This window comes from Microcoleus sp. T3_B1, from assembly GCF_036700445.1.
Taxonomy (GTDB): domain Bacteria; phylum Cyanobacteriota; class Cyanobacteriia; order Cyanobacteriales; family Microcoleaceae; genus Microcoleus.
The window spans coordinates 66,118-92,654 of sequence record NZ_JAUBOX010000020.1; the positions used below are offsets into that span (position 1 = coordinate 66,118).

The window sequence follows — 26,537 nt, forward strand, 5'->3', positions numbered from 1 at the left end:
TTTCCCAAAACTTTGAGATTGAAAAGATTTCTTGGTGATCGTTGGGTATTTTATACAATTTCGCAAAAAAAATGCAACTGTAGACCCGTGATCCAAACCTTGAGCTTCATCAGTCATTCCATCGAAAATCGAACATGGTATGAGATCGTGTAGTCAGTGCGATCGCCCGATCGCTTGAGAATGCAAGAGAGCGCTCAAACAAATTTGTGCGTAAATTCACTGGTAAAATCTACTCTCCCTTTCCGTAACATTGCAGGATCTAATCTTTCAGTGGTGTTGCAAGTCATCAAAACTACGAGTTTTTGCTGAAATTGAATGCCTTGATCATCGATGACGCTTTGATACAAAGTTCCATCCAGCAAACTCAAAATATGTTCAGTTTTGTTAGTGCGTTGTGCTTCTGCAGTCGATCGATCTTGAGCCAAATTATCAGCCTCATTGATAATAATACAAATCCGCTCTAAATAACTCGGTGGCACAAAATTTTCCACAGCATCGTGGTCTAAGATAAAAATCACATAACCCAGAGGCACTAAAATTTCCTTTGCTACCGCTTGCGTCCAAGCAGTTTTGCCCGTTCCCGGTTCGCCACTAACCAAAACAGCCAACTGATTTTGATCCAAAATTGCCTGCTGAACTGTATCGGTAAAACTTTGAACCTCCGCAGAAAACGTGCGAATTGGGAACTGGCTGTGAACCTGTCCGACGCGGCTTTTGTACCCGCCCAGAATCACCGCTAAATTGTAAGTTGCCTTCCTAACAAGCGGTGCAATATCTTGGCAAATCAGAGTGTAACAGCGTCTTCCCCTGTCGTAACTCTCAATTTGCAGCCAGCAGCCGAATCGAGCCCAAGAAGCATAAACAGTACCCAAAACTTCCAAGCGTTCCCAGCTAACAAATCGCTCCGGGGGATAAGAAAAATGTCGCTCCATAAAAGACTGGGTAATTGCATCCGGTTTCCCTAGCAAAGCCAGAACTTTGAAAACAGTAATTTCTTGGAGTTTGTTGAGAACGTAGTCGATAGGAATGCTAGCGCGGCTGACCAATTGTACCACTGGCGTTTCGGTAGCTAAAATGTCTTTGTAGCGGTAATCAGGGTAAACTGGCTGCGGAGTAATGTAATCCCAAAACTCATCAATTTCGTAGCGAGTATTTTCCGAGAAGACATTTAAAATATTTGCCCACCAGGTATATTGGTGCCGTCCCATGGCGTCGGCAATGTCGCTAGCTGCCCCTAAAGTTTTTTGAGCTAGTTCTAAGGGGTCACTAGACGCTAAATGTGCCAGGTGTTCCCAATCAAATTGACGGTAAAAAGGTCGCCAACCAGAGCCTAGCAGACCTCTATTTTGAGAATTGCTTTGATGAAAATTGTTTTCGCGATCGCCCATATCTTCCGCACTCATTTTGCAAAACTCCTAGTTACTCTTATTTTACAGTTTTTGTGGTACACATTCTACAAAAAAAGTGAAATTTCTCAACTTATTTTGAGATAAGCGGGCGGCACAAAATCTACTAGCCAAACTTTGTTAGCCGAACAGTAAAATGTATGACAGTCGCGTTGCATGGCTGCGGCATCTACAGTAAAGACTGTCGGGATGCCATGTCTTGCACCTACTTGGCGCGCCGTTTGGATATTCACCGACAAATGAACATGATGTCGCGACATTTTCCTAATTCCTTGACTGAGAATAGACTCGACGGCAGTGCTACCTGTTCCGTGATATAAAATATCCGGGGGAACAGCGGGTTCTAACTGCAAGTCAACCTCTACGCTGTGTCCTTGGTTAGCACGAATTAGAGTGCCTGTGGAGTCGAATGAAAAGCGCTGCTTGTCGTTTTGCGCGACTACTGTGGTGAGTTCTGCAAGCTGAACTGGAAAGTTATTTTTTTGGCACGCATCGAGGAGTTCGCTAACAGAAACCCAGCCACCGGGAGCGAGTTCAATGCCGATGCGCGAGGGCGCGTGACGCAGGTGTTTGCTGAGATATCTGCTGATTTTTACTAATCGAGAATCGTTCATAATTCTACTTTATTGATTGAGCTTTTAAATCACCTTTTATAAAATGTCACTAGCGGGTTATATCATTGATTTGAGGCGGGTTTGTTGAATCTGTTTGTACTACCAGAGGGCGCTTGAGTGAACCCGCATCTAAAGGTTTGCAGAAAATGATTCCCGAACGTCAAAAATGGTCTTATGCGCGAATTCTAGCGCTAAACTCCGCCCTTAACTACCTACACAATTAGGTTCGGCGTCTGCGAATAAAAAAGTGTTGGATCGGCGATTTTTCACGAGCTTTATATTTTGATAATTATCAAAAACTCTGCATTCTGCCGAATGCCTTCTACCTTGGGATAACTCCGCCAAAAATAGCAAAGTTGAGATAGCGCCAGTGACATCCTACGTCGGCCAAACCAGCTTCTGCAAGCCACTTTGTCTGCTCTTCCACAGAGGAGGGAATATCTTCTTCTCGATATTTTTGGAACCAGGCTGCATCGTCTTCTCCGTTAGCTTTCATGTACTGCCGCCACAACTGTTCGTATTGCTCAGTCAGCCGGGGAGTAGCACCTGTCACAATATCTCGAATTAGCAAGATTCCCCCTGGATTCATGGAGTGGAAAAGTTTGTGAAATAGCTGTTGTTTGCCTGCGCTGTCGAGGTGGTGGATTGCCAACCCTGAAACTACCAAATCGTAACCGCTGCCGAAATCATCTTTGGCAAAGTTTCCTTGCTGCAAGGTCAGCCGTTCTCGGAAAGCGGACAAGTTAGTTTGGCAAGTTTTCAGCATATTCTTGGCCATGTCAAAGGCTAGGACTTTTGCTTGAGGAAATGCTTGCAGAATCATAGCCGACAGTATGCCAGTTCCCGCACCTAAATCCAGAACTTTTATGTTAGCATTAGTTTCAGAAGGGATTAACTGCAATATTACATCGTGTTGCTCGCCATAGCGCGGAATGAGGCGGGGAATTAAGCCGTCAATCGATTTTAGATTTTAGATTTTAGATTTTAGAGGCGACCCCACGGATAAATGCGGGGGCTCTTCTGATTTTCGATTTTCGATTTGGGATTGATTCCACTGATAAATCACGTGGCGGGTACCACCTTTGAAATTCTTGGTCATAATCAAAGCTCTTTGTTCAAATTGCTCGCGTACAGCGTCTAAATTCACAGACGATTTTCCTCAGATTGTTAATAGTTGAGTGCGTCTAGGCAGTTTGCCGATTCTATTCTCGGAAAGCATATTACATTTGATAATACAAAAAATATACAGACCTGTCAAGATGTTGAAGAAAATAATTTAAAAGAAGTTACGGACGATCGCCAGATAGGGACTTCGTGCACCCAAACCCGCCCCTGATTTGGGAACTGTCTAGCCCTGCACATATATCTCCTTCAGTGCAGATGAGGCAGAATGCCACAGACGCGAAAGCCTGCCGAAGACGAGACTTTGTGCCAGATACTAGGAGTAATTGTGAGAAAAAAGTTGACGGTTATGATATCCGTTTCAAACAACAATGCAACTGTCGGTGTGTGCTCTACACCATAAATTTCTCCGTGATTCCCCCTAGTAAAATATAAAAGATAAAAGATAAAAAAAAATGAGCCAGCAGCCGATGATCGGCTAGATATGAAAAATCAGTCCTCAGATTGACAAACTTTAGCCAACTATAAACAACAATTGAGGTGACTCCCGAGTGGAAGTGGTGCCTGCCAATTTTTCAGGAAGATGAAGAGATACAAAATATTACACCCGCAGGTGCGGGAAAGAAAATTGTGATAATGAATCAGGATGCGAGTAGATTAGGTGTCAGCCGTCAGGGGAAAATAGAAGCAATGGAAATCCAACAACGGAGTAAGGATAAGCCCGATCGCCAGCAACACAACGCGTCCGATCGGCTCGGTCAATTTTCTACGACAAAAGAACTAGATTCGTCGCTACAAGAATGTTTAGATTTTAAAGGAGCGATCGACCGATCGGCACTGGCGCTGAGGACTGACGCGCGAGGAATTATTAACTATGTCAGCGAACGAGTTTGCTCCATATCCAACTATTCCCAAGCCGAACTAATCGGCTGCCACTTCGGCATCCTCCATTCGGAATATAAATCTTCGGAAATCATCAAAAATCTGCTATCAACTGTTGCCAAAGGTAAAAGTTGGCAAGGAGATATTCAGAATAAAGCCAAGAATGGAAGTGATTATTGGGTGTACGCAGCAGTAGTTCCACTGTTGGACTGTAAGGGAAAACCCTGTCAGTATTTGGCGATCGGATTCGACATCACCGATCGCAAAGCCGTTGAAGCAGCCCAAGCCGAAGCCAACCGGGCAAAAGACGAATTTCTGGCGATCGCCTCCCACGAACTGCGATCGCCCCTCAGCGCGATTTTGGGATGGGCGCAGCTAGCTCGATCGCGCAATTTAAACGAAGCCACCACCAGCCGCGCTTTGGAAATCATCGAGCGCAACGCCAAATTACAAAACAGGCAAATAGACAATCTCCTCGACCTCTCGCGGCTGCTGCGAGGGAAAGTGTGCCTGAACCTCGGCCAAGTTCACCTCCCGTCTCTCATAGAATCTGCGATCGACACCCTCCGTCCCGCCGCCGATGCTAAAAACCTCCGCGTAGAAAAACATTTCGACCCCGCCGTCAGCTACGTTTTGGCAGATGCAGAACGCTTGCAGCAAATAGTCTGGAACCTCCTTGCCAACGCCATCAAATTCACCCCAGAATCGACACCATACCCAGTTCAAGTGCGGATCGAGGCTACTGAGTCGGGCGTCTTGATTCGGGTCAGCGACAGCGGTTGCGGCATCGACCCCAAATTTCTGCCGTACATCTTTGACTACTTCCGCCCTGCAGACAGCTTCCAGAACAAGGAACAAAATCGGCTGGGACTCGGGCTCTCAATTGTGCGGCAGTTAGTGGAACTGCACGGGGGAAGTGTTTGGGCTTCGAGTCCCGGCCTCGGTCAGGGGGCGACCTTTGGGGTGCTGCTACCGATTGCCAAGGAAAATGCACCCGACGATCGCACTGCTGCGATCGCCCAAAGGGAAAGCAGACGCGGATCGGTTTCCAAACCCCTAGCGGGAAAGCAAGTCCTGGTGGTGGAAAGCAGCACCGAGATCCGGCAATTTCTCAAAACAGGCCTCGAAGCATTTGGAGCCAAGGTAACAGCGGTGGGTAGCGCCTGCGAAGCGATGGCCGAGTTGCAACAGTCGCGGCCCGACGTGTTGGTGAGCGATATGACGGTATCGGGAGCCGACGGCTGCGATTTAATCCGCCGCATCAGAGCAATGGAAATGTCCGAGCACAGGGAACTGCTGCCGGCCGTGGCGCTGACGGGAGGCATCGAGGAAGAAGATTCGGCCGAAGCGCTGGAGGCCGGGTTTCAGAGGCATTTGTCGAAGCCGGTGGAAGCGAATCAGTTGGTGATCGCGATCGCCCAATTGGCTGGACTGACGGGGTTCGGCTCTGGAGAGTGGGGTTCGGGAAATGTCCGGACGACCACACCCCAGGCCCTGCTACCGGAATCTAACAGTTTTGACGACAAAAATCATCTGGAACAATTAACAAGTGACAGCCGAGAATTACCGCTGTTGCTGGTAGTAGAAGACAACAATTTTCTGCTGGCTTACCTCCAAACTTTATTAAGTCCGTACTATCGTGTCGCCGTGGCGAGTGACGGGGTTGAAGGTTTAGAAAAAGCCAAAAGTTTGCAGCCAAATTTGATTGTTAGCGACCAAGTTATGCCCAGACAAAACGGGCTGGATTTGCTCAAGGAGATTCGGAACACGCCAGAATTGAAATCGACTCCGGTAATCTTTTTGACAGCGCGAGCGGGGATGGAATCTCGGATCGAAAGTTTGGATGCGGGTGCTGACGATTATATCTCTAAGCCTTTTGACGAGAGGGAATTGCTCGCAAGGGTGAGAAATTTGTTGCGATCGCACTCAGCCGAACAGCAGTTGGCGGAACTCAACCGTCAGTTGCTGCAGCAGAAACAGCAGTTAGAAACAGTGAATCGAGCCTTGCATTATTTGGCAAATTACGACAGTTTGACTGAGGTAAGAAACCGCCACTCTTTTAATGAATACCTCGATACGGAATGGCGGCGTTTGGCGAGGGAGGAAGCACCGCTGTCTTTGATTATGTGCGACATTGATTATTTCAAACTTTACAACGACACTTATGGTCACCAAGCGGGGGATGAATGTTTGCGGAAAGTGGCGGCGGTGATCCAGCATTCGGTAAAACGAGCGGCAGATTTAGTAGCGCGTTACGGTGGAGAAGAATTTGTAGTAGTTTTGCCGAATACGGATATTGAAGGTGCCACTTGCGTAGCTGAAATGATCGCACAACAGGTGCGGGGTTTGCACATAGCTCACGCTAAGTCTGCTGTCAGCGAATATGTGACGCTGAGTTTGGGTGTAGCTTGCTGCATTCCAGAGGCGAAGTCGCAGCCGGGAGAGCTAATTGCGATCGCCGATGAGTCGCTTTATCGGGCGAAAGAAGCAGGGCGCGATCGGGTTTCGGTTGCCCGATTTCAAGGATAATATAATAGTTAAATCAACTTGTATGGTGCGTCATAAATCTATGGTTTCGATTTAAACAAATTTTTTGTGTCAGACGCACCCTACCAATGTGCTGGCAAACTTTGGTGAATTCAAATTGCTATAAATATAGTTAAAGGAGGTCGTGCCATGACAGCAACCACCGCTTGCACGCCGAAGGAACACCAGCGGTACAATTGGCCGACGGTGTTTCGATTTATGCCTATCACGGCGTGATTTTACCCGAATGGTAAGGTAGCCTGCACCCGCACCAGTCGCAGTCTAAGGAATGAGAATTAAATAACTTCCACAAGATTGTGGGACGGGCGGGACGCCCATCCCACAATAACAATTAAAATTGTAAGTTATTTAATTCGCGATCCTAAGTGGGTGTTGAAGGAACAGAATGCAGAAATTCGGCGCGCGTTAATTCAGGGAATTACTTACGATCGCATAATTCAAGAATTAGCGGTGACAGAATTAGATAGTTGGCAGGAATACACTTTATTAAGCATCGAGTTTGACGCTGATTTTGATCGGGTGGGTAATGCAAAGCCAGTTTATTTGTTAAAAATGACTTGTCCGAGTACGGGACACATTCACGTTTTGCGAGTGCCGCCTGATGTGCGATCTGCTAAAGAAGCAATTCGCTGGGTAAATTGGGATATTGACCCAGAGGAGTTTTCCGTGCAAACCTGAGTAATACAAATTAAAAAAAGTCTTGCTACAATCATCACTCTTATACCAATGGTTAAAAGTCGCAAATCCCCGCGCCGGACTTAGGATCAGCCGTTTTCCTACCCGATCGTCTGTACTTCACTCCACTGAAAACCGCTATATTGAAAACAGCCTTAATCCATGAAACACCGATAAACGTTCCTGCAGTGTGCCAGTTCCAAGGGTGGAATGCACCAACCACCGATCGCCCACAAACGGTTAATAACATCAAGAAGAAGCCCACCCTCGATCGAAGGTGGGCTCTATTCATGCCAGCTTACCGACAGCTAGGCAATCGGGTCTCTTCGCTGGTAGACGTAAAATATCGGAAAAAGATCCGAACGTCCGAAAAAACTTCTCGTCCACCATTAAGCTTCAGTTTACCCAACCGGATCGGGAAAATTGCGCCCGCAGCGATGTTCCCCTGACATCGGGGAACACTGGGGCTTAAACTTTTCAATAGACTTCTGCAAAAAAGCTCGTCTTGGGCCGGCAGGATGCCCAACCCCTACTCCGCACAAGAATTAAACTTGTTCGAGAAGTCTCATAATTCTCCTCTTGAACTTTGATTTCCCAACCGATTAGGCATCGTGATCGTGTGCAAAGCGACGGAACAGGAAATCTAGGGCGTAGTTCCGCAAATTGTAGTATTCCGGATCTTCCATCATTTGAACCCGATCGCGCGGACGCGGGAAAGGAATCTCCAAAACTTCACCGATTGTCGCCGACGGGCCGTTAGTCATCATCACCAGTCGATCGGCCAAAAACAGCGCTTCATCAATGTCGTGAGTAATCATCAACACCGTACAGCGGTGATCGTTCCAGATTTTCAGCAACTCTTCTTGCAATTCCTCCTTAGTAATTGCGTCCAGAGCACCAAAAGGTTCGTCTAAAATCAGCACTTTCGGGCGAATTGCCAAAGCGCGGGCGATCGAAACCCGCTGCTTCATCCCCCCCGAAATTTGCGGCGGTCTTTTCTCAGCAGCTTCAGTCAATCCCACCATCGCCAAATGCTCGTTGACGATCGCATTTTTTTCGACCTTCGACTTCTCAGGAAATACAGCATTAACCGCAAGGTAAACATTTTCAAACACCGTCCGCCAAGGCAACAAAGCGTAACCCTGAAACACCACCATGCGATCGGGGCCCGGCTTCTCAATTTTTTGCCCGCTAATTCTGACGCTGCCTTGAGTCGGATGGCTAAAACCCGACACCATATTCAACAGCGTTGACTTGCCACAACCCGAGTGTCCGATCAGCGTAATAAACTCTCCCTCAGCTACAGTCAAGTTAACGTTTTCTAAAGCTCTGTAACCATTTGGGTATGATTTGTGAACATTTTCCATCACCAAAAAAGGCTTCCGGCGATCCTTTACTTTCTTGTCTTGCTTTTTGGTTTGAGTTTGGTTCGTAGTGGTGTTGAGCATGATTTTGGAACTTGTTAGTGGGTTATAGGTGAAGGAAGAAGGAAGAAGGAAGAAGGAAGAGGGAAGAAGGAATTACTAACTAGCCATTAGCAATGAGCAACTAAACAATTAGCAATTACCCTGTTTGCATCCTACTGAAAACCACTTTAAGCAACTCTACGGTCGGAATCAAGTACAACTTCCGCCATCGTGAAATCGCGTTTAATCGCCAGACTGTTGAGATAGCCGATCGGATCGTCAGCATTAAACACCGAGCCGTCAAACAAGCTGAGAGAACCGCGAGTGTAAGTAATATCAGCCATCCCCAGCTCTCGCGCCGCCGTGCTGAACGCACCGACTCGCACCACCCGCTCCAGAATTTCCACCCAGTTGCGCGGGAACACAGTATCGCCCCAGCGCGCCATCTGCACCATGTGCCAGAGTTGTTCGGTGCGGCTTGGGCGATTCACCCCCTCTCCAGAAAACAAGTGGTGGGCGTATTCCCGCATCGGAGTATCGAGGTTGCAAGCAGAAGATTTGGGGTCGCCGAGTTGGATGTAACTCTTATCAGTAGCGACGTACTCCCTTCCCGCGACAATTTCCGAAACCTCGGCGGCGCGACTTGGATCGGCGCAATAGTTGCAAGCTTCGAGCAAAGCTTTGACTAGAGCAATGTGAGTGTTGGGATAAGCATTTGCCCAGTCTTCCCGCACCCCCAAAATTTTTCCCGGATGCCCCGGCCACAGTTCCAAATCTGTAGCCACCGTAAAGCCGACTCCTTCCATTGAGGCCCGCAAGTTCCAAGGTTCGCCGACGCAGAAACCGTCAATAGTGCCGCCCTGCAAGTCAACGATCATCTGAGCCGGTGGGATATTTTTCAGCAACACATCGTGATCCGGGTCAATCCCGCCGGAAGCCAGCCAGTAACGCAGCAACAGGTTGTGCATCGAAGAAGGGTGAACGATGCCCATACGGTGCGTTTGGGCGGGCGTTCTCTGGAGCATTTTTTTAAAGTCTGCCAGAGTGTAGATCCCTTGGTCGTAAAAGCGCCTCGCGAGGGTAATTCCGTTGCCATTGCGGCTCATGGTGAGGGCTGTCACCGTCGGAATCGGCTGCTCTTGGTGGCCCCCCAAGCTCAACCACATCGCCATCCCAGAGGGCATTTGGGCTGCGTCTAAGTAACCTGCGGCGATGCCGTCTACGATGCCGCGCCAGCTTGTTTCCCGCACGAGGTGGACTTCATCGAGGCCGTGCTTGGCAAAAAAGCCTTTTTCTTTGGCGACAGCGAGGGGAGCACAGGCTGCCAGCGGAATAAAGCCGAGTTCGAGGTTGACTTTTTCCAGGCCGTGGCGGGCGATCGCCGGTACTTTCCGCGCCCGCAGTTTTTTGACGCGCTTCTGCTGGTTGAGGAAGTAAATCATTTCGCTACGTAGAGCGTAGTAGCTGGGGTGTGAGACGACTTCCATCCGTTTGCGGGGGCGGGGGATGTCTACTTCGAGAATGCCGCCTATCTTCGATTCTGGGCCGTTGGTGAGCATGACGATGCGATCGCTCAGCAACACCGCCTCATCCACGTCGTGAGTTACCATCAGGGCGCTGATTTCGTACTCTTGGCAAATTTCCATCAACTTTTCTTGCAAGTTGCCGCGAGTCAAAGCGTCCAAAGCGCCGAAGGGTTCGTCTAGAAGTAAGAGTTTGGGGCGCAGGGCGAGGGCACGGGCGATCGCCACGCGCTGTTTTTGTCCCCCTGATAGCAATGCAGGTTGTTTTTCGGCGTGGGGAGTTAAGCCCACCATGTCGATGTGTTTTTGAATGATTTCGAGGCGTTCGGCTTTGGGTAAGCCACTCATTACCGAGTCTACGGCTAGGGTAATGTTTTCTCTGACCGTCCGCCAAGGTAGCAGGGAATAGTTTTGGAATACTACCATGCGATCGGGGCCTGGTTGGGTGATTCTTTGTCCTTCAATTGTCACCAATCCTTCTGTCGGCAAATCCAAACCTGCCACCATATTTAGCAGCGTAGATTTGCCGCAGCCGGAGTGTCCGATTAAGGAGATAAATTCGCCTTTTTCAATTTCCAGATCGATGCCTTTGAGAGCAACGTATGTGCCGCCGTCTGATAAATTAAATACTTTTTCCAGTTGTTCTATTTCAATCAAAATAGACATGATTTTCTTGCCTTTTTTGTAGGTTTGTTATTTCGCTAGCTGCTAGTCTTTCTTGATTAGCAGCTAGCTTTAACTGTCGCTTGTTGTTGATATCGTAACCCAGTGTAGATTGCAGTTTCCTGAAATATAAATATCGAGTTTTGAACTCAAATCTTTCAACTCAAAACTCAAAATTATTTAGCGAGTTACTTGCACAACTATTTTCCTTGAGATGGAGCAATTTTTTGCTGCAACCAAGCCATCATGCGATCGAGCAGCAAACCAACAGCCCCGATGTAGACTACAGCTAACAAAATTTCGCTGATGTAGTTTTGCTGGTAAGCGTTCCAAATAAAGAAGCCGATACCTGTAATCCCGGACATCACAATTTCCGCAGCGATAATTGCCAACCAAGCCAAACCGATCGCAATTCTCAATCCTGTGAAGATGTAAGGAAGTGCCGACGGAAACAAGATATTGAGGTAATACTCTTTCCGAGTAAGTTGCAGCACTTTCGCAACGTTGTTATAGTCGTCTGGAATTTGGCGCACACCTTCAGCCGTGTTGATCAAAATCGGCCAAACTGAAGTGATAAAAATCACGAACAAAGCAGCAGGTTCGTTTTGTTGCAGTGCAGCCAGGGCGATCGGCACCCAAGCCAAAGGAGCCACCATCCGCAAAAACTGAAAAAGCGGATCTAAAGCCTTATTTAGAAAAGGATTTGTACCTACCACAACCCCCATGCCAATTCCCACAGCCGCGGCGAGAGTATAGCCTTTTGCCACCCGTTCCAAACTAGCTAAAGTCTGCCAAAATAGTCCGACTCCGTAGGTTTTGGAGTTCATGAAAGGATACAGCAGCAAAATCCGCGTCCGTTCATCTGTCCAAACGCTTGTCGGCCCCGGCAATTTAATAATTCCAGAACTTGACAGGAATTGCCAAACAAACAGAAATCCAAGTACCCCCAAGATTGGCGGCAATATATTCGCGGAATTCTTCTTCCAAAACTCGCCCAGCGCCGCTTGCGGAGCGACTCTACCTCTCCGACTTGTACTTACAGCCATCCTGCTTATCTCCTCTGTTTCTGCGGTGTTTTCTTTCGAGACTAAATTTTTGAGGCTAAATTATGGGAAGCTTTTACCCATCACACTTTTTTAATCGCCAAACTACTCAGATAAGCTTCGGGCTGATCCGGGTTGAATTCTTTGCCATCAAAGAACTTCTCAATGCCGCGAGACGTACTTTTCGGAATATCAGCATCAGCCACTCCGGCTAATTTGGCTGCTTTCTTCCAGATATCGGCGCGGTTGACTTTACCGATGAGTGTCTTTTTGTCTGCCAAGGTTTTTGTTGGCAAGAAACCCCAGCGAACGCTTTCGGTAATGAACCACAAATCATGACTTGCGTAGGGATAAGAAACGTTGCCGACGCTATCTTTCCAGTACAGCGGGCTGCTCTTGAAGTCGTTGATGTCGGGTTTGCCATCGCCCATGACATACTTGCCTTCAAAGGGCGGCGCCAAAACAGCCGGATTTACGTCAATGAAGTTTTTGCCGGAAAGAATGGCAACTAATTCGGGGCGATTTTCTGGCTTGTCGCACCACTGTTGCGCTTCGATGATTGCTGCTATCACGGCTTCTGTGGCTTTGGGATGCTTGTCTACCCAGTCGCCGCGAATTGCGAGATATTCCTCTGGGTGAGCTTTCCAGATTTCGGAAGTTAGCGCTGACATGAAGCCGATGTTTTCTTTGACAATCCGCAAAGGCCAGGGGTCGCCGGTGCTGAAAGCGTCCATGCTTCCGGTTTTCATGTTGGCCACGGTTTGGGCGGCCGGCACTGTCAGCAAGCTGACATCTGTATCGGGATCGATGCCGTTAGCTGCAAGCCAGTAGCGAATCCACAAGTCTTGGTTGGCCTTGGGGAAGGTGTAGGCTGCTTTGAAGGGAGTGCCTGCTTTCGCTAGGCCTTTGATGTAGTCTTGGGCTGCTTGGTCTAGTTTGAGTCCGAGGCCTTTGCCTTGGTGTTTGCCCGCGATCGCAATTCCATTTCCGTGAGTGTTCAACTGCGCCAGAACATACATCGGGATTGGGGTGCTGTTTTTGGTGATCAGGCCTTGACTAATTTGATAAGGCATCGGCATTTGCCACTGGCCGCCGTCAATGCCGCCCCCGGCAGATCCGATTTCTACGTTATCTCTGGTCGATCCCCAGTTGGCTTGCTTGGCAACTGTTACCTCAGTCATGCCGTATTTGGCAAAAAAGCCTTTTTCTTGGGCAATGATTAAAGGTGCTGCTTCCACGATCGGGATGTATCCCAATGTAATTTTACTGCTTTCAATTCCTTCTACTCTTCTCTCGTTGGCAACTGCAACTGCTGAGGTTGCCACCGGCACTGCCCCGCCACCAGCAGCGGCCTCACCGCCAGCACTAGCACCCGGTTCGGGAGGATTTCCCAAACACCCTTTGAGCAGTATTGAACTGACTGCAGATGCACCTGCTGTAACGATAAATTTACGCCGAGAAAATTGCTCTGAAAATTTTGTCATAGTCTAGCCTCGCTGCAATTCATAATCTTCTGTAACGACATCACTGAAGTTTATCAAGGCGCTTTTTTTCTGTTCGCTAATGGAATTTAGCGAACTGTTTTGAGCGCTCCTTGGCAGGAGGGAGCAAAAGATTTATCGCTAGCATAATTCTTTAAACTATCCCTGCTGATTTGACTTTTTTGATTATCGATATTTCGAGCGGCCGAGTTGTGTGAACTCACTTTTTGCGAGCCGCACGTTTTCTTGGCTTGATAATTAACTCTACCTTACTCTTGCACAAATTATAAAACAATTATTAAATTCATTTGATAAGTAAATCTTTTGGGATCGCCCTATCGATAACGAACCGTTGGGAAGGGCGCTCTGGTTGGCTTATCAAAACTGGTTCAAACCAAGACTTGCTGGGTAAGGGTTGTAGCGAAGGCCGATCGGGCCGCCTTCAAATCTCTTGTCAATAAGTTGCCAACATCGCAGCCACTGCACATTTACTTTGTTAATATATGTCTATTTTTTTTAAGCTAATTGTAGTTTATTATACAGAAATAATTAACATTTTACGCTTTGGGTGTTGTCAAAGGGTTAACTGGTTTTCATTGGTGGACTAAAATTCAATACGCTTGGGTTAAAACTGCTTATTCCGGGCGTGATCCCCTCGCATACCCCCTACTCCCCCTGGTTGTTGGGGGACGAAAGAGTAAGTTCTTGTCCCCCCGCAACGATGCGGGGGGCTAGGGGCGATCGGGCTCGGGCCCAAGCGTATTGGCCTAAAATTGGCGCTTAATCGTAAGTGATTTACCGGAGATGATATGACGTGGGCTTTTAGGTTCGATTTTGTGTAAAACAGAGAAACCCGGTTTCTTCCAGAAACCCGGTTTCTCAACACCCGAAATTACTAATCGGTGGCAGTACCTCCAAGTTCGATCGCACTTTTGTACAGCAGCTTAGTTGGGCGGGTCAAAGCGGTTGACGGAGAGAGCAACACCGATCATCGGCAGGGCTACGCCGAAGCAAATCAACCACTGATCCAGATTCATCGGAGCCGTCTCAAATATGCGATTGACAAACGGAGAATTAGCAAAGATGATCTGCAAAATCACCGCCAGGACAATTCCCACACCGAGGGCGGGAGCACCGCTAACTTCTTCCTTAGAACCGCTAAATTTAGCAATCAAAGAAGGCAACAACTGGCTGAGACTCAACAGGTAAAAAATTCTCCCCATTACCAAAGCTTGAATCGCCATCGTGCGGGCCAGTTCCAAGGTTCCCCAAGGAGCTTGGCGTACCCATTCAAACATTCCGAAAATCAGAGTCCAGTTGTAAAGAGAAATAGCGATGATCCGCTTGATCCGATTTCCCGTGAGGAAAGGTTCGTTGACCGGTCGGGGCTGCTGTTTCATGACTCCCGCTGACTTGGGCTCGAAAGCCAGAGGCACAGTCATGGTGATCGAGTTGAGCATATTCAGCCAGAGAATTTGTAGCGACAAAATCGGCAATTCTCGACCGAGGAGGGTGCTGAGCAAAATTGTCATCGATTCTCCGCCGTTGACTGGGAGAATGAAGCTGATTGCTTTGAGCAGATTTTTGTAAACCGATCGCCCTTCTTCGACAGCAGATTCGATCGACGCAAAGTTATCATCGGTAAGAATCATGTCGGCGGCTTCCTTAGAAACCTCAGTACCGCTGCCCATCGCAATCCCGATATCCGCTTGTTTCAGCGCCGGCGCGTCGTTAACGCCGTCTCCCGTCATCGCCACGATTTCGCCTTGATTTTGCAAAGCTTCTACGAGGCGGAGTTTTTGTTCTGGGGCGACGCGGGCAAAAACTGAGCCGGCTTCTACGGCTTCGCCGAGTTCCTGCTTGCTCATTGCGGCGAGTTGAGCACCGGTGTAGGCTACAAGTTCCCTGTGGTGTTTAGTTTTGCGGAATCCCATGCGGCGGGCGATCGCCTTGGCTGTAGCGATGTGGTCGCCGGTAATCATTTTGACTTGGATGCCGGCGGTTTGACAAGCTTGGACGGCTGCGATCGCTTCTGCCCGCGGCGGGTCAATCATGCCTTGCAGTCCCAAGAAAACCAGCCCTGACTCCAAATCCGAGTGATCGACGGAATTTTGGCTTTGCGGTACTGGCTTTTTCGCTAAAGCCAAGACGCGCAAGCCTTGCTTTGCCATTTCATCGACTTGGTGGTGGATTTGTTCGCGATCGACTTCTACCGGATTTCCTTGAGTGTCGAGACTGGAACCGCAGCGGCCGAGAATTGATTCTACTGAACCTTTGACGTACAAAATTTTGCCAGTGGGAGTTCGGTGCAGCGTCGCCATGTATTGAAACTGAGATTCAAAGGGAATTGAATCCAGCCGCTGCATTGACTTGGACAAAATTTGCTGGCTCAAATCAGCTTTTTTGCCTGCAGCAATTAACGCTCCCTCTGTCGGATCTCCGACGACTATCCAATTATCGTCTTTGAATTCCAACTGAGAGTCGTTGCAAAGGAGTCCAGCTTGCAAACATTCTTGCAAAGTTGGAGTTTGGCTGACAGTAATTGGCAGTTGGTTGAGTTGAATTTCACCTTCGGGGCTGTATCCCGTACCCGTAACCGAGTAGGATTCGCCGCCAGAATAGATTTCTTGCACCGTCATTTCGTTTTCCGTCAAAGTTCCGGTTTTGTCGGAACAGATGACGGTAGCGCCGCCGAGGGTTTCCACTGCGGGCAATTTGCGGACGATCGCGTGGCGATTTGCCATCCGGGAAACGCCTACGGCTAGGGTGACGGTGATGACGGCGGGTAAGCCTTCGGGAATTGCGCCGACAATCAGGGCGACTGCGGGTTCGACTGCTTCTTTAAAGGCTGAAACCCCCTCTGGGACAGGTCTGCCCAATCTGACTGCGAAGGTCAAGGTTGCCATTCCCAACACGAATAACAGCCAGTTTTGACTGAATTGGTTGAATTTGCGGGTTAAGGGGGTGGTGAGATCGATGTGCCGATCTAATAGTTGGGAGATTTTGCCGGTTTCGGTTTTATTGGCGATCGCAATTACGATGCCGCTAGCTTGGCCAAAAGTGACAAAACTGCCGGCATAGGCCATGTTATCCCGTTCTGCTAGTGGCGTTTCTTGTGGCAGAACCAAGTCTCCAGATTGTCCTAATTCTTTTTCGACAGCAACAGATTCCCCGGTGAGTCCCGATTCGTCGATTTGCAAGTCGCGGACTTTCACTAAGCGCAAGTCTGCCGGTACTTTGTCGCCGGAAGTCAGGGTTACTAAGTCCCCGACTACGAGTTCTTTGGAGGGAATTCTTAATTTTTTGCCGCCCCGAATAACTGTGGCTTCTGTGGTGACAGCTTGGGCTAGGGCTTCAATTTTTTTCTCGGCTCCAGCTTCTTGGATGAAACTAATAGTAGCGTTGGTGGTGGTTACGCCCCAAATTACGCTAGCGTTTAGCCATTCTCCGATCACTGCTTTGATTAAACCTGCACTCAGCAAGATGATCAGGAGGGGTTGGTTAAATTGCAGTATAAATTTTAACCAGGCTGGTTTCCCTGCTTTAACAGTTAGTTCGTTGGGCCCGAATTTCTGTTGGCGATGGTTGGCTTCTGTCGGTTCTAAACCGCTTTCCAGGTTGGTTTCTAAGATAGTTGCAAGCTTGGATACTTCTAGGTAGTGCCAATATTGCTCTGCTACGTCTACATCGTTGGCGGCTCTTGATGGCATGATTCTTGCTGAATATTTGGGGTGTGTGACGAGCTTTTAGCGCTCCTTAATAGGCGCGGCGCGCTCAATACAACTGATCGCTCGTTGGAGCGTGAATATATTGAGCGGCTTAATTGTTGGTTGATTACTTTAACGGGCTGTGACTTACATCTATATTACAACCGATGTGGCCGTTTGTGGCAAAAAATTTGGGGGATTTTTTCCGGCGGTACATCTTGTTTGGGACTTGGTGGCTAAGGTGGGGAAAAGTCGATGGAATCCCTTGACATTTGGCAAGTTTTAGGTGTGGTTGAAGAAAGGCACGACAGGGAAGTCACGGATACACGGATTCATTATTGAGCAGGAGTCAGGAGGTATCGATCGCAAAGCGTGTTAAAACTGAGATATTGCACCATTCTCAAGAACAGGCTTTCCGGCCTGTTCCACAAAGAGTGAATTTTCTTGTGGAACAGGCCGGAAAGCCTGTTCCTAAAAAGCTTATTGAGAATGGTGCAACATATGAGTTACAACCGAGTTAAGCGATCGTATTCTGAACTTATGGAAATAGTAGTGACGCTGGTGCTGGGTTCAGTGCTGTTGGTCTAGGAAATGCGGTTCGGGCGGGTGTTAGTTCGATCGTCCGTTACAGAAGAGCATTTGTTTAAGGGCAGAAATTCGATCGCCCAAGCGGTAGCGATACGATCACCGGAGTTCCTTTTGACTTGGATGCCGGGGTTTGACACGCTTGGACGGCTGCGATCGCAATTGATGATTCAATGCTATCAATTGCTAGTCTGCTTCACATTAAATTGGTATAAGACGGGAATTAACTTTTTTTTGCCCATATAGTTACCACCTAACCCACCCTAAAAATTAATTTATGAATTTGACAAAAGGTGCAGCAATAAGACTAACAATTATATTTATTTTTCTCGGCATAGGTGGTGCTTATTCATGGCAAATCATGTTAAATCCCGCTTCTTTAGAACAAGCTGAAGCACAAGCTAAATTATTAGAGGAAATCTATGTATATGGCAATTATCTTGAAGCATTACTCTGGTTTTTGTTTGCGATTGGTTTCGCTATTAATGCCGGAAAAACATCAGGAAGAACCAGAATTAATCGCCTGATTACTAGCCTAATTTTTTTGTTGTTTGGTGGCTCAGATATTGTCGAAGTACAAACCGGCGCGTGGTGGAGTCCTTGGTGGTTATTTGTTTGGAAAGCTTCTTGCGTTTTATCTATGGTGATCTTATTTTGGGTTTATTTACGCGATCGCCCCCTTGCTAATAAACCATAAATAACTGGTTCCCTGGAAGAGCCAAGGAACCGATGTCCAGAGCCCGATCATCGCTTTTCTAGCAGGAAAATTGGAGGCAGAGTCCGGATCTGTGTTACCAGGCAATTCGATCGCCCTGGCTGTAGCGATGGGCCGGAGCTCCTTTTGATACCAGTTTAAAAAAAGAATGCAACTGTAGGCAAGCAGCAAACCCAGATAGTCATCAGTCATGCCCAATCTAAAATCTAAAATCTAAAATCTAAAATCGATTGACTTGGATGCCGCAGGTTTGACAAGCTGGGAGGGCTGCCAGCTCAATTCATCACTCAATGCTATCAATTGCTAATCTGCTCGCCCAAAAGACTAAGCACCCTTTAGACAATTGAATTGAGATTTTGGGCTGCATCGTTCAATTGTTGAGTGCCTACTTTGGTTTGAGTAATACCACTAGCGGTTTCTTTGGCAGATAGGTTGAGGCTGTTCATAGTATCCACTACTTGTTTAATCGCAACTGCTTGTTGTTGAGCCGTTAGAGAAATTTGTTGATTGTTCAATACCACATTGTTAACCGCATTTGCTACTTCCGAGAAAGCTGCTGCTGTTTCTTGACTAATTTTTGTTCCTTCTTCTACTGTTTTATTACCTTCCTTTGTCACCGTTACGGTGGAATTTATCGCATTCTTGATATCATAGACAAGGCGGTTAATCTTCTCGGCAGATTTCTTACTTTTATCTGCTAGTTTGCGGATTTCTGTGGCTATGACGGTAAAACCTTTGGCATTTTCGCCCGCCCGCACTGCTTCTACTGAGGCATTCAGTGCCAGCATATTTGTTTGATTGGCTAAATCTGTGACATCAGTAGAGATATTGCCAATCTGATGGGTTTGTTGGCTCAATTGCAGAATTTGTGCCGCTATCGCCCCGACATTTTCTTTCAATATTGTCATCGATTCCAGGGTTTGCTCCACTGCTAGGGTTCCCCTTTCAGTGCTCTTTAAAGCAAGCCGTGCAGATTCCGCACCAGCTTGGGCTTGCTGGGCTGATTGTTGGGAAGCCGCGCCCAACTCATCCATTGTGATTGTCGTTTGATTTACAGAGCTCGATTGCTGTGCGGCTGTGCGTTCCTGCTGTTCTACTGTGGCCGCAATTTCTGTGGAAGAACTGGCGATCGTATTTGCTACCTGATTGATTGGTCGGATAATTTTATCAAAAATAAATAATACAATAAATGAACCCAATACTACAGCAACAACCGTACCTCCTATAGAAACAATCGTCGCTAATTGCTCCGACTGTTTTGCTAATTTTGTTCGTTGAACCAGTAAAGCATCTTCTACCGTAAGCATTTCTGCCAGCTTCTCCCTAATTTCATCCATTAATATCTTGCCTTTCCCTGAAATCACCAAGGCTCTTAGCTCTGGTTCTTTACCCGCCCTTTTCAGGGATATAGTTTCCGCTAATTCATCTAGTTTTTGCTGACCCAAATTTTCTACTTTCTCCAATTTTTTCACTTGTTCTGGGTTATCTTTTATTAACTCTTTTGTCTCATTTAGTGTTTTATAAAAGGCTATTTGACCATTTTTATAAGGTTCTAAAAATTCCTCCTTGCCAGCGAAGATAAACCCCCGCTGTCCTGTTTCAGCATCCACTAAATCTTTTTCTAGGGCTTGCAAATTTGTCTGGACTACATAAGTGTGCGTTTGCCACTCAATAGCTTCGGCTAACTTATCCATACTCAATTTAGTGGCAAATCCGATGCTAATCATTAAGAAAAAAATTGAGCCGAAGCCCAAGGGAACTACTTTACTAAGCCGAATAATATTGTGCCACATTGCACTTTCTACTCCTTGATTCGTTGTTGACTTTTGTGGGGGGAAGTTGCAGCGTCAATAATTTCCTGATGTTTTTCACCCAAGTAGTTATTTAATCCGTAATACTAATTCATAATTAATGCCGCTTTTTTCGTGAAAAAACTTCCAGCGCTTTTTTTTGCTTTCCGTGCTTTACTAACTCAACCATTGACTCAGACTCATCAATAAAAATCTGGCAAAACTTAATGTCGAGCAAGCGATGCAGGTCAAAGTCTTTAGGATTAAGGGTTGTTTTGCCTGCTTTGATTTTGCATAAATCCTGTTTATTCGATTGTAGCTGGAAATTCAGGAACCAAACCCAAAAATCGTCAATCGATTTTAGATTTTAGATTTTAGATTTTCGATTGACTTGCGCGAGATAAATGCGGGGGCAATAAGTGATTTTCGATTTTGGATTGATTCCACGGATAAATCACGTGGCGGGTACCACCTTTGAAATTGGTGGTCAAATTCTCTCCCCCACAGTTTCTCTTTCCCAGTGTTCCTCTCTCTCACTATTGATTGGGGTTCAAGTCGATCGCATAAATGTTACAACTAGCGTTAAGCAACACAATTTTGAGTTCATCGAAATAGTAGTGACGCTGGTGCTGGGTTCGGTACTGTGGGTCTGGGGAATGCGGTTCAGGCGGGTGTTAGTTCGATCTGGAGTTACTGCGAAGGATTTGTTTAAGGGCAGAAATTCGATCGCCCTGGCTTTGGCGATGCACTCGCGTGCGATCGTTTTGACTTGGATGCCGCAGGTTTGACAAGCTGGGAGGGCTGCCAGATATATTCATGACCGAAAGCATCCAGGATACAAGCCCCCGGATTCATTCCGAAAGCAGACTCAGGACCAAGAAATAAAAAACCTGTATCCGATAAACAGGCCCCCGAATTTATCCGTGGGGTCAATGCTTGAATCTAAAATCTAAAATCTAAAATCTAAAATCGATGGACTCAATGCTATCAATGGCTAATCTGCTCGCCCAAAACACTGAGCACCCTTTAGACAATTGAATTGAGATTTTGGGCTGCATCGTTCAATTGTTGAGTGCCTACTTTGGTTTGAGTAATACCACTAGCGGTTTCTTGGGCAGATAGGTTGAGGCTGTTCATAGTATCCACTACTTGTTTAATAGCAACTGCTTGTTGTTGAGCCGTTAGAGAAATTTGTTGATTGTTCAATACCACATTGTTAACCGCATTTGCTACTTCCGAGAAAGCTGCTGCTGTTTCTTGACTAATTTTTGTTCCTTCTTCTACTGTTTTAGTACCTTCCTTTGTCACCGTTACGGTGGAATTTATCGCATTCTTGATATCATAGACAAGGCGGTTAATCTTCTCGGCTGATTTCTTACTTTTATCTGCTAGTTTGCGGATTTCTGTGGCTATGACAGTAAAACCTTTGGCGTTTTCGCCCGCCCGCACTGCTTCTACTGAGGCATTCAGTGCCAGCATATTTGTTTGATTTGCTAAATCTGTGACATCCGTAGAGATATTGCCAATCTGATGGGTTTGTTCGCTCAATTGCAGAATTTGTGCCGCCATTGCCCCGACATTTTCTTTCAATATTCTCATCGATTCCAGGGTTTGCTCCACTGCTAGGGTTCCCCTTTCAGTGCTCTTTAAAGCAAGCCGTGCAGATTCCGCACCAGCTTGGGCTTGCTGGGCTGATTGTTGGGAAGCCGCGCCCAACTCATCCATTGTGATTGTCGTTTGATTTACAGAGCTCGATTGCTGTGCGGCTGTGCGTTCCTGCTGTTCTACTGTGGCCGCAATTTCTGTGGAAGAACTAACAATCATATTGACTGACTGATTCATGCTCTTTGCAATGCCTGAAGCAATCCCCAGAGCGATCGCAATTGCCGTAAGTGCAGCTACAGCAGTGCTTAAAATCACCACTGTAGTCAGGAACTGCAAAGCTTTAATTTGCTCTTTTTCTTGCTCAATTAAAATCCCTTCCTCGGTGCTTTGAAACTCCTTAGCTATAGCATCAACCTGACGAAGCTTTGGTACAATTTGTGTCTTCCATAAGTTAAGTCCCTCGTCTTGCTTACCTTGATCAACCAAAGAAAAGGCTTGTTTATAGCCTTGGTCTATCTGATTTTTTAAGACCTTCATTTCCTCTAGCCGCTGGCGCTGTTGCGGGTTTTGTGCCCGATTAAGTAAATCCTGATAGGATTTGTCAAAGCTGTTTGCCTCTTCATTGTATTCAGTTAAGAAAGCACTATCTTTGGCCAAAAAATACCCACGAGCCGCTTTTTGCATACCTGCAAATCCTAGCTGTTGCTCTTTCAAATCTATAACAACAGCATGAGAATTATTTAGCACTTTTGCTTTTTCTTCGACTTCTTTAGCATTAAAGAAAACCAAAGTAGCTGCTCCAACTGAAAGCAAAATAGGTAGGGAATATCCCCACAGAATACGCTCTCTTAATTTGGTGGCTTTGAAGTTAATCATCTTAAATTTTTCCTATCTTTAAAAAACCCACACATTAATCCCCTTCAAAGCAATGGGAAGTGCATATCCTAGTCGCATCCCGTTTCTCAGCTTTAAGTTGGCAAACATGGCAATGTCTCCTGTTGGGTTAGGTAGCGGAATTATCTCATTCTCAACCATTGACTCAGACTCATCAAGAAAAACCTGAAAAAACTTAATATCGAGCAAGCTATGCAGGTCAAAGCCTTGAGAATTAAGGGTTGTTTTACCTGCTTCGATTTTGGATAAATCCTGTTTATTCGATTGTAGCGAGAAATTCAGGAACCAAACCCAAACATCGTCAATCGATTTTAGATTTTAGATTTTCGATTTTCGATTGAGCCCACGGATAAATGCGGGGGCAATAAGTGATTTTCGATTTTGGATTGATTCCACGGATAAATCACGTGGCGGGTACCACCTTTGAAATTCGTGGTCAAATTCTCTCCCCCACTCTTCCTCTCTCCCACTCTTCCTCTCTCGCACTATTGATTGGGGTTCAAGTCGATCGCATAAATGTTACAACTAGCGTTAAGCAACAAAATTTTAAGGTCATGGAAATAGTAGTGACGCTGGTGCTGGGTTCGGTGCTGTTTGTCTGGGGAATGCGGTTCGGGCGGGTGTTAGTTCGATCGGGAGTGACGGCTAATGATTTGTTCAAGGGCAGAAACTCGATCGCCCTGCTGTTTTTGGGTTTTTATATTGCCTTGCTGCTACTGGCTTTAAATATGCCTCAAATGCCTGCTTTGCCGATCGAGTGGCGCTTTCACGGGATGCGAGTTACTTGGACTTTGCTCAGAGTGATGCTGATGGGAGTCTGCGGTATTGGCTTTAGTATAAGTTGGTTGACAGCGCGATCGCAAGTAATCGCAGTAATCTTAATTGGTTGCTTGGGATTGGGAGGATTTACAGGCGCTGAAAACTATTTTATGGCGCCAATTTACGATGATTTAATAGATAATTTGCAGCCCAACGGTGTATTTCGACAAACATCTAACAGCAGTTGCGCCCCCGCCGCCCTAGCAACAGTGTTAAGGCGTTGGGGAATCGATGCGACGGAATCGAATGTAGCGCGTTTTGCCGGCACGAGTCGCTTGGGAACTTCGATGCCACAGTTAATAATAGCAGCAAGAGCTTTGGGCGTAAATGCGATCGAACTAACGCCAACTTGGGAGCAAATTCAGCAAATTAATCGCCCCGGAGTCCTAGCAGTTTGGCTGTTTGACGGCCCTCGGAAGCTACCCCACGCGGTGGCTTTGCTGGGAATGAATGACAGTGTAGCTGCCATTGGAGACCCGGCGCGGGGCCGGATTTTCTATTTAGATAGAGCAACTTTTGCCCAGGTTTGGCGGGAGGAATACGTGCCGATTTTTCGTTCGGCGGATATCTTGTTAAGTGACAAACAAGCTATTGACTATTTGAGTAAATTAGGATATAATAGCGGCAATTTAAAAGCAGATATCGAGCGCTTTCAAACAGATAAAAAATTGCAAGTCAGCGGCAACTTAGACCGGATGACTGAGTTAATGTTGAGCGGCAGCTTTTTGCAAGAAGTCCCCAGATTGGATGGGAAATAGTTATTGAAAATCGTCAACCGCAGAGGCACTATTGACCGACAGAGAAGAGGAATCATGCGGTTTTTTTCAAACAATCTTTGAGTCATATTATTTCCGGTCTATTACCCATAATACGGTAGGGGCGGGTTCACGGAAAATATCTGCCAATAATTGACAATCTCAAAAACCCGCCCTTTTAATCGCTCGATCGGACATGATATCATCCGTTCCTAGCGATCGCAAAGATTCGATCGCCCCAGCCGACGATCGACGATCGCACCTTCGTAGCGTGGCTGCATGAAATTACCGTAAGCGTAGGCAGTTGCATCTAATTCCTGCTATATTTTTACGGTCGATCGCACCTTAGCCATGCCTCACCGTTTTTGACAATTGGGAACAGTTGAATCGCCCATTTTAGGCTCAGACAGCTTGACTTCCCATCCCGGTAAATTCCACCAATTAACTCGCTGATTCGGCTGAATCCAAAAGTCTAGTTGTGTGATCTTGCCATCCTCAAATCTGAGTGTAGGAAAGTTAGGATAACTGGTATCATCGGTTTCGCGATAAGTGCGTCCAAGGTAATTTAGGCAGGTCGTTAATCCGTCAGTAATTCCCAATTCTTCCACTCCTTTTCCCTTCAATTTGGCATCATCGTAGCTGAAAGAACCGTTGAATGAATTGCCCGCTAACCCGCCTTTGGTAACAGTGATGGTGAAATCGTAGGTGACGGGAACTGCGTAGGCTTGGGTGGCAGTTACAAATGTGCTCAGAAGAGTCGTGGCGATGGCTACCGAGAGTTTGGAAATTGCTCGCACACTCGCATCCCGAAAAAGACCAACACTATAAATTTCGCTTTCAATCATCGGGAAACTCCTTGATTAAACTTATATAGTCAGTGTGCATTTTGGATATGATATAGCAATCCTAAATCATTTGTGTAATTCTTGTAGGGGCAATCCCCCCGTGGTTGCCCCATGAGGCCGGGGTAGGCACTCTTAGCACTACCCCTACATCTTTTTACGACTCCTGCAAGGATCGCTATATCATAAGCTATCAGTTACAGCATATTCCATGTAGATGTAGAGGGCGAGAAACCGGGTTTCGAGCAACAGAATCAGTAAGGATGGGAGAACTGTAAAGAAACCCGGTTTCTGGGGTATACTTCATCAACCTGGAATACGCTGTAAATGCGATCGCAGCAGAGTGCCAAGCAAACAAAAATTACCGCCTAGGGTTCATAATGTATACTTTTTTTGCACTGAAAACCCAACCGAAAACATTCGTCTTTAATCGCCCAAAATTAACTCAGTAGATTTAACCACATTCATTCCCGCCGCCGCAAATTTTTGATAAGCTGCATCTGCTTGTTCCGTAAAATCAACAACACCCGGAACAACCACAGGCGAAGTGCAATCTTCCAGCAAATAAACCTTCTTTGCCAAATTCGGATCTCGCGCCAAAATTTCAGTCAGCAAATCATCAATTGTCCAAGCAACGCAGTGACTTTTGGCTTGTCCGGCAATAATTACTGCATCAAAATCGAGCAATTTATCAATAAACTTAGCATTTTTTTCCGCAATCGGATTGCCGTCGAATCCATCTAACACTTCCGGCCGCAAAACCGAATAGTTTTCAGTCAGTGGATTCCCGCCTTTGATTTCAAAAAGTGCTTGGCTGTTGCGGGCTATAGTATGAAAAAATATTGCTTCTTCCACCGCAGAAACCAGCGCGTGTCCGATGCCACCTAACATTGAGTGATAGGGCCAAATTGTCAGGGGATATTTCCCATCGGCGCTGAGTTTTTTGACGTAGTGGCAAGCCTGTTTTTCCAGTGCTGAAAAATTGCCCCCGCTGATGCTATCGGCGACGGCTGGATTGACTTTCCAAATGCCTTTTTGGACATCTTCGAGTGTAATAGAAGTTGCGGCGGGTAGGGGGTGTTCGCCAGCTTCGTTTATCCAAAAGATTGGATGAAAAATTTGCATGGCGGTGTGGGTGTCCATTGTCGGCGCAATGGTTGTAATTGCGTTTAAATTACGGTAAATAAATTCGCACAGCCGCAGGTTGTCATCAACGGCGCCACTACCCGAACGCCCGCCCACAAATAATTCAAATTCGGGCAGACAAAAGGTATTTTGGGCATCGATTATCATCAAACAAATACGGTTTTTGTCGCTGGTTGCTGGTTGGGTGTTGTGCTGCTTTGCCCAATCTTTCGCTTGGGCGGCGCGTTCTTGGTAGGGTACTCGCCAGACTTCGCCTAATTTTTCGGGGTCAAAATGTTCGGGGATTGGAAGTTGGGCTTTTGGTGTCATGACGATCG

17 protein-coding genes and 1 pseudogene are annotated in these 26,537 nt (G+C 46.7%); 5 read left to right on the top strand and 13 right to left on the bottom strand.

Translation table 11 applies throughout. The annotated features are described in order from the left end of the window. Positions 1–194: 194 nt before the first annotated feature. The 3 genes from QT990_RS13485 to QT990_RS13495 form a co-directional block, all read right to left on the bottom strand. A complete protein-coding gene (locus QT990_RS13485; protein WP_333465327.1) occupies positions 195–1,403 on the bottom strand; it encodes an AAA family ATPase in 1,209 nt (402 codons plus the stop codon). A 71-nt stretch (positions 1,404–1,474) separates the two neighbouring features. After that, entirely contained in the window at positions 1,475–2,020 is a 546-nt protein-coding gene (locus tag QT990_RS13490; protein ID WP_333142424.1) for an RNA 2'-phosphotransferase, read from the bottom strand. Between the two features lie 322 nt (positions 2,021–2,342). After that, on the bottom strand, positions 2,343–2,921 hold the full coding sequence (locus tag QT990_RS13495) for a class I SAM-dependent methyltransferase (RefSeq protein WP_333142425.1): 579 nt from the start codon (positions 2,919–2,921) through the stop codon (positions 2,343–2,345). 761 nt (positions 2,922–3,682) lie between these two features. Here QT990_RS13495 and QT990_RS13500 point away from each other — a divergent pair. Further along, a complete protein-coding gene (locus tag QT990_RS13500) occupies positions 3,683–6,553 on the top strand; it encodes a diguanylate cyclase (protein WP_333142426.1) in 2,871 nt (956 codons plus the stop codon). A gap of 149 nt (positions 6,554–6,702) precedes the next feature. Then, positions 6,703–7,249: pseudogene (locus QT990_RS13505) on the top strand (DUF6745 domain-containing protein); the annotation flags it as partial. Positions 7,250–7,848: 599 nt separating this feature from the next. Here the strand turns inward: QT990_RS13505 and QT990_RS13510 are convergent. From QT990_RS13510 to QT990_RS13530, 5 genes are all read right to left on the bottom strand, one after another. Then, complete coding sequence (locus QT990_RS13510; protein ID WP_333142427.1) at positions 7,849–8,694, bottom strand: nitrate ABC transporter ATP-binding protein; 846 nt, start codon at positions 8,692–8,694, stop codon at positions 7,849–7,851. Between the two features lie 146 nt (positions 8,695–8,840). Beyond that, positions 8,841–10,841: a nitrate ABC transporter ATP-binding protein gene (locus QT990_RS13515; RefSeq protein WP_333142428.1), complete on the bottom strand. Its 2,001-nt coding sequence runs from the start codon at positions 10,839–10,841 to the stop codon at positions 8,841–8,843. 197 nt (positions 10,842–11,038) lie between these two features. Then, entirely contained in the window at positions 11,039–11,884 is an 846-nt protein-coding gene (gene ntrB, locus QT990_RS13520) for a nitrate ABC transporter permease (protein WP_333142429.1), read from the bottom strand. A gap of 80 nt (positions 11,885–11,964) precedes the next feature. Next, on the bottom strand, positions 11,965–13,365 hold the full coding sequence (locus tag QT990_RS13525; RefSeq protein ID WP_333142430.1) for a CmpA/NrtA family ABC transporter substrate-binding protein: 1,401 nt from the start codon (positions 13,363–13,365) through the stop codon (positions 11,965–11,967). Positions 13,366–14,306: 941 nt separating this feature from the next. Further along, positions 14,307–17,072 (bottom strand): HAD-IC family P-type ATPase, encoded by a 2,766-nt coding sequence (locus QT990_RS13530; protein WP_333142431.1) that lies wholly within the window; start codon positions 17,070–17,072, stop codon positions 14,307–14,309. An 859-nt stretch (positions 17,073–17,931) separates the two neighbouring features. Here QT990_RS13530 and QT990_RS13535 point away from each other — a divergent pair. Next, positions 17,932–18,351, top strand: coding sequence for a hypothetical protein (locus tag QT990_RS13535; protein ID WP_333142433.1), 420 nt, complete (start codon positions 17,932–17,934; stop codon positions 18,349–18,351). A 353-nt stretch (positions 18,352–18,704) separates the two neighbouring features. On the opposite strand, the gene QT990_RS13540 is transcribed toward QT990_RS13535, so the two are convergent. Then, on the bottom strand, positions 18,705–20,162 hold the full coding sequence (locus QT990_RS13540) for a CHASE3 domain-containing protein (protein ID WP_333142434.1): 1,458 nt from the start codon (positions 20,160–20,162) through the stop codon (positions 18,705–18,707). A 455-nt stretch (positions 20,163–20,617) separates the two neighbouring features. On the opposite strand from QT990_RS13540, the gene QT990_RS13545 reads away from it, so the two are divergent. Continuing rightward, positions 20,618–20,947 (top strand): hypothetical protein, encoded by a 330-nt coding sequence (locus tag QT990_RS13545; RefSeq protein WP_333142435.1) that lies wholly within the window; start codon positions 20,618–20,620, stop codon positions 20,945–20,947. Positions 20,948–21,185: 238 nt separating this feature from the next. Here QT990_RS13545 and QT990_RS13550 read toward each other — a convergent pair whose 3' ends face one another. Both QT990_RS13550 and QT990_RS13555 read right to left on the bottom strand, forming a co-directional pair. Then, complete coding sequence (locus QT990_RS13550; protein WP_333142436.1) at positions 21,186–22,640, bottom strand: methyl-accepting chemotaxis protein; 1,455 nt, start codon at positions 22,638–22,640, stop codon at positions 21,186–21,188. Positions 22,641–22,658: 18 nt separating this feature from the next. After that, positions 22,659–22,799, bottom strand: coding sequence for a hypothetical protein (locus QT990_RS13555; protein WP_333142437.1), 141 nt, complete (start codon positions 22,797–22,799; stop codon positions 22,659–22,661). Positions 22,800–23,065: 266 nt separating this feature from the next. On the opposite strand from QT990_RS13555, the gene QT990_RS13560 reads away from it, so the two are divergent. Next, the gene (locus tag QT990_RS13560; protein WP_333142438.1) at positions 23,066–24,235 is read left to right on the top strand and encodes a cysteine peptidase family C39 domain-containing protein; all 1,170 of its coding nucleotides are present in this window, start codon (positions 23,066–23,068) and stop codon (positions 24,233–24,235) included. Between the two features lie 353 nt (positions 24,236–24,588). Here QT990_RS13560 and QT990_RS13565 read toward each other — a convergent pair whose 3' ends face one another. Beyond that, positions 24,589–25,077 (bottom strand): hypothetical protein, encoded by a 489-nt coding sequence (locus QT990_RS13565; RefSeq protein WP_333309680.1) that lies wholly within the window; start codon positions 25,075–25,077, stop codon positions 24,589–24,591. A gap of 423 nt (positions 25,078–25,500) precedes the next feature. Next, a complete protein-coding gene (locus QT990_RS13570; protein ID WP_333309678.1) occupies positions 25,501–26,529 on the bottom strand; it encodes an isochorismatase in 1,029 nt (342 codons plus the stop codon). Between the last annotated feature and the right edge of the window lie 8 nt (positions 26,530–26,537).

Bases quoted from the DNA above. Each gene is read 5' to 3' on its own strand.
- QT990_RS13485 (WP_333465327.1), bottom strand. From the start codon at position 1,403: ATGAGTGCGGAAGATATGGGCGATCGCGAAAACAATTTTCATCAAAGC.
- QT990_RS13490 (WP_333142424.1), bottom strand. From the start codon at position 2,020: ATGAACGATTCTCGATTAGTAAAAATCAGCAGATATCTCAGCAAACAC.
- QT990_RS13510 (WP_333142427.1), bottom strand. From the start codon at position 8,694: ATGCTCAACACCACTACGAACCAAACTCAAACCAAAAAGCAAGACAAG.
- QT990_RS13515 (WP_333142428.1), bottom strand. From the start codon at position 10,841: ATGTCTATTTTGATTGAAATAGAACAACTGGAAAAAGTATTTAATTTA.
- ntrB (WP_333142429.1), bottom strand. From the start codon at position 11,884: ATGGCTGTAAGTACAAGTCGGAGAGGTAGAGTCGCTCCGCAAGCGGCG.
- QT990_RS13525 (WP_333142430.1), bottom strand. From the start codon at position 13,365: ATGACAAAATTTTCAGAGCAATTTTCTCGGCGTAAATTTATCGTTACA.
- QT990_RS13530 (WP_333142431.1), bottom strand. From the start codon at position 17,072: ATGCCATCAAGAGCCGCCAACGATGTAGACGTAGCAGAGCAATATTGG.
- QT990_RS13535 (WP_333142433.1), top strand. From the start codon at position 17,932: ATGAATTTGACAAAAGGTGCAGCAATAAGACTAACAATTATATTTATT.
- QT990_RS13540 (WP_333142434.1), bottom strand. From the start codon at position 20,162: ATGTGGCACAATATTATTCGGCTTAGTAAAGTAGTTCCCTTGGGCTTC.
- QT990_RS13550 (WP_333142436.1), bottom strand. From the start codon at position 22,640: ATGATTAACTTCAAAGCCACCAAATTAAGAGAGCGTATTCTGTGGGGA.
- QT990_RS13555 (WP_333142437.1), bottom strand. From the start codon at position 22,799: ATGGTTGAGAATGAGATAATTCCGCTACCTAACCCAACAGGAGACATT.
- QT990_RS13565 (WP_333309680.1), bottom strand. From the start codon at position 25,077: ATGATTGAAAGCGAAATTTATAGTGTTGGTCTTTTTCGGGATGCGAGT.
- QT990_RS13570 (WP_333309678.1), bottom strand. From the start codon at position 26,529: ATGACACCAAAAGCCCAACTTCCAATCCCCGAACATTTTGACCCCGAA.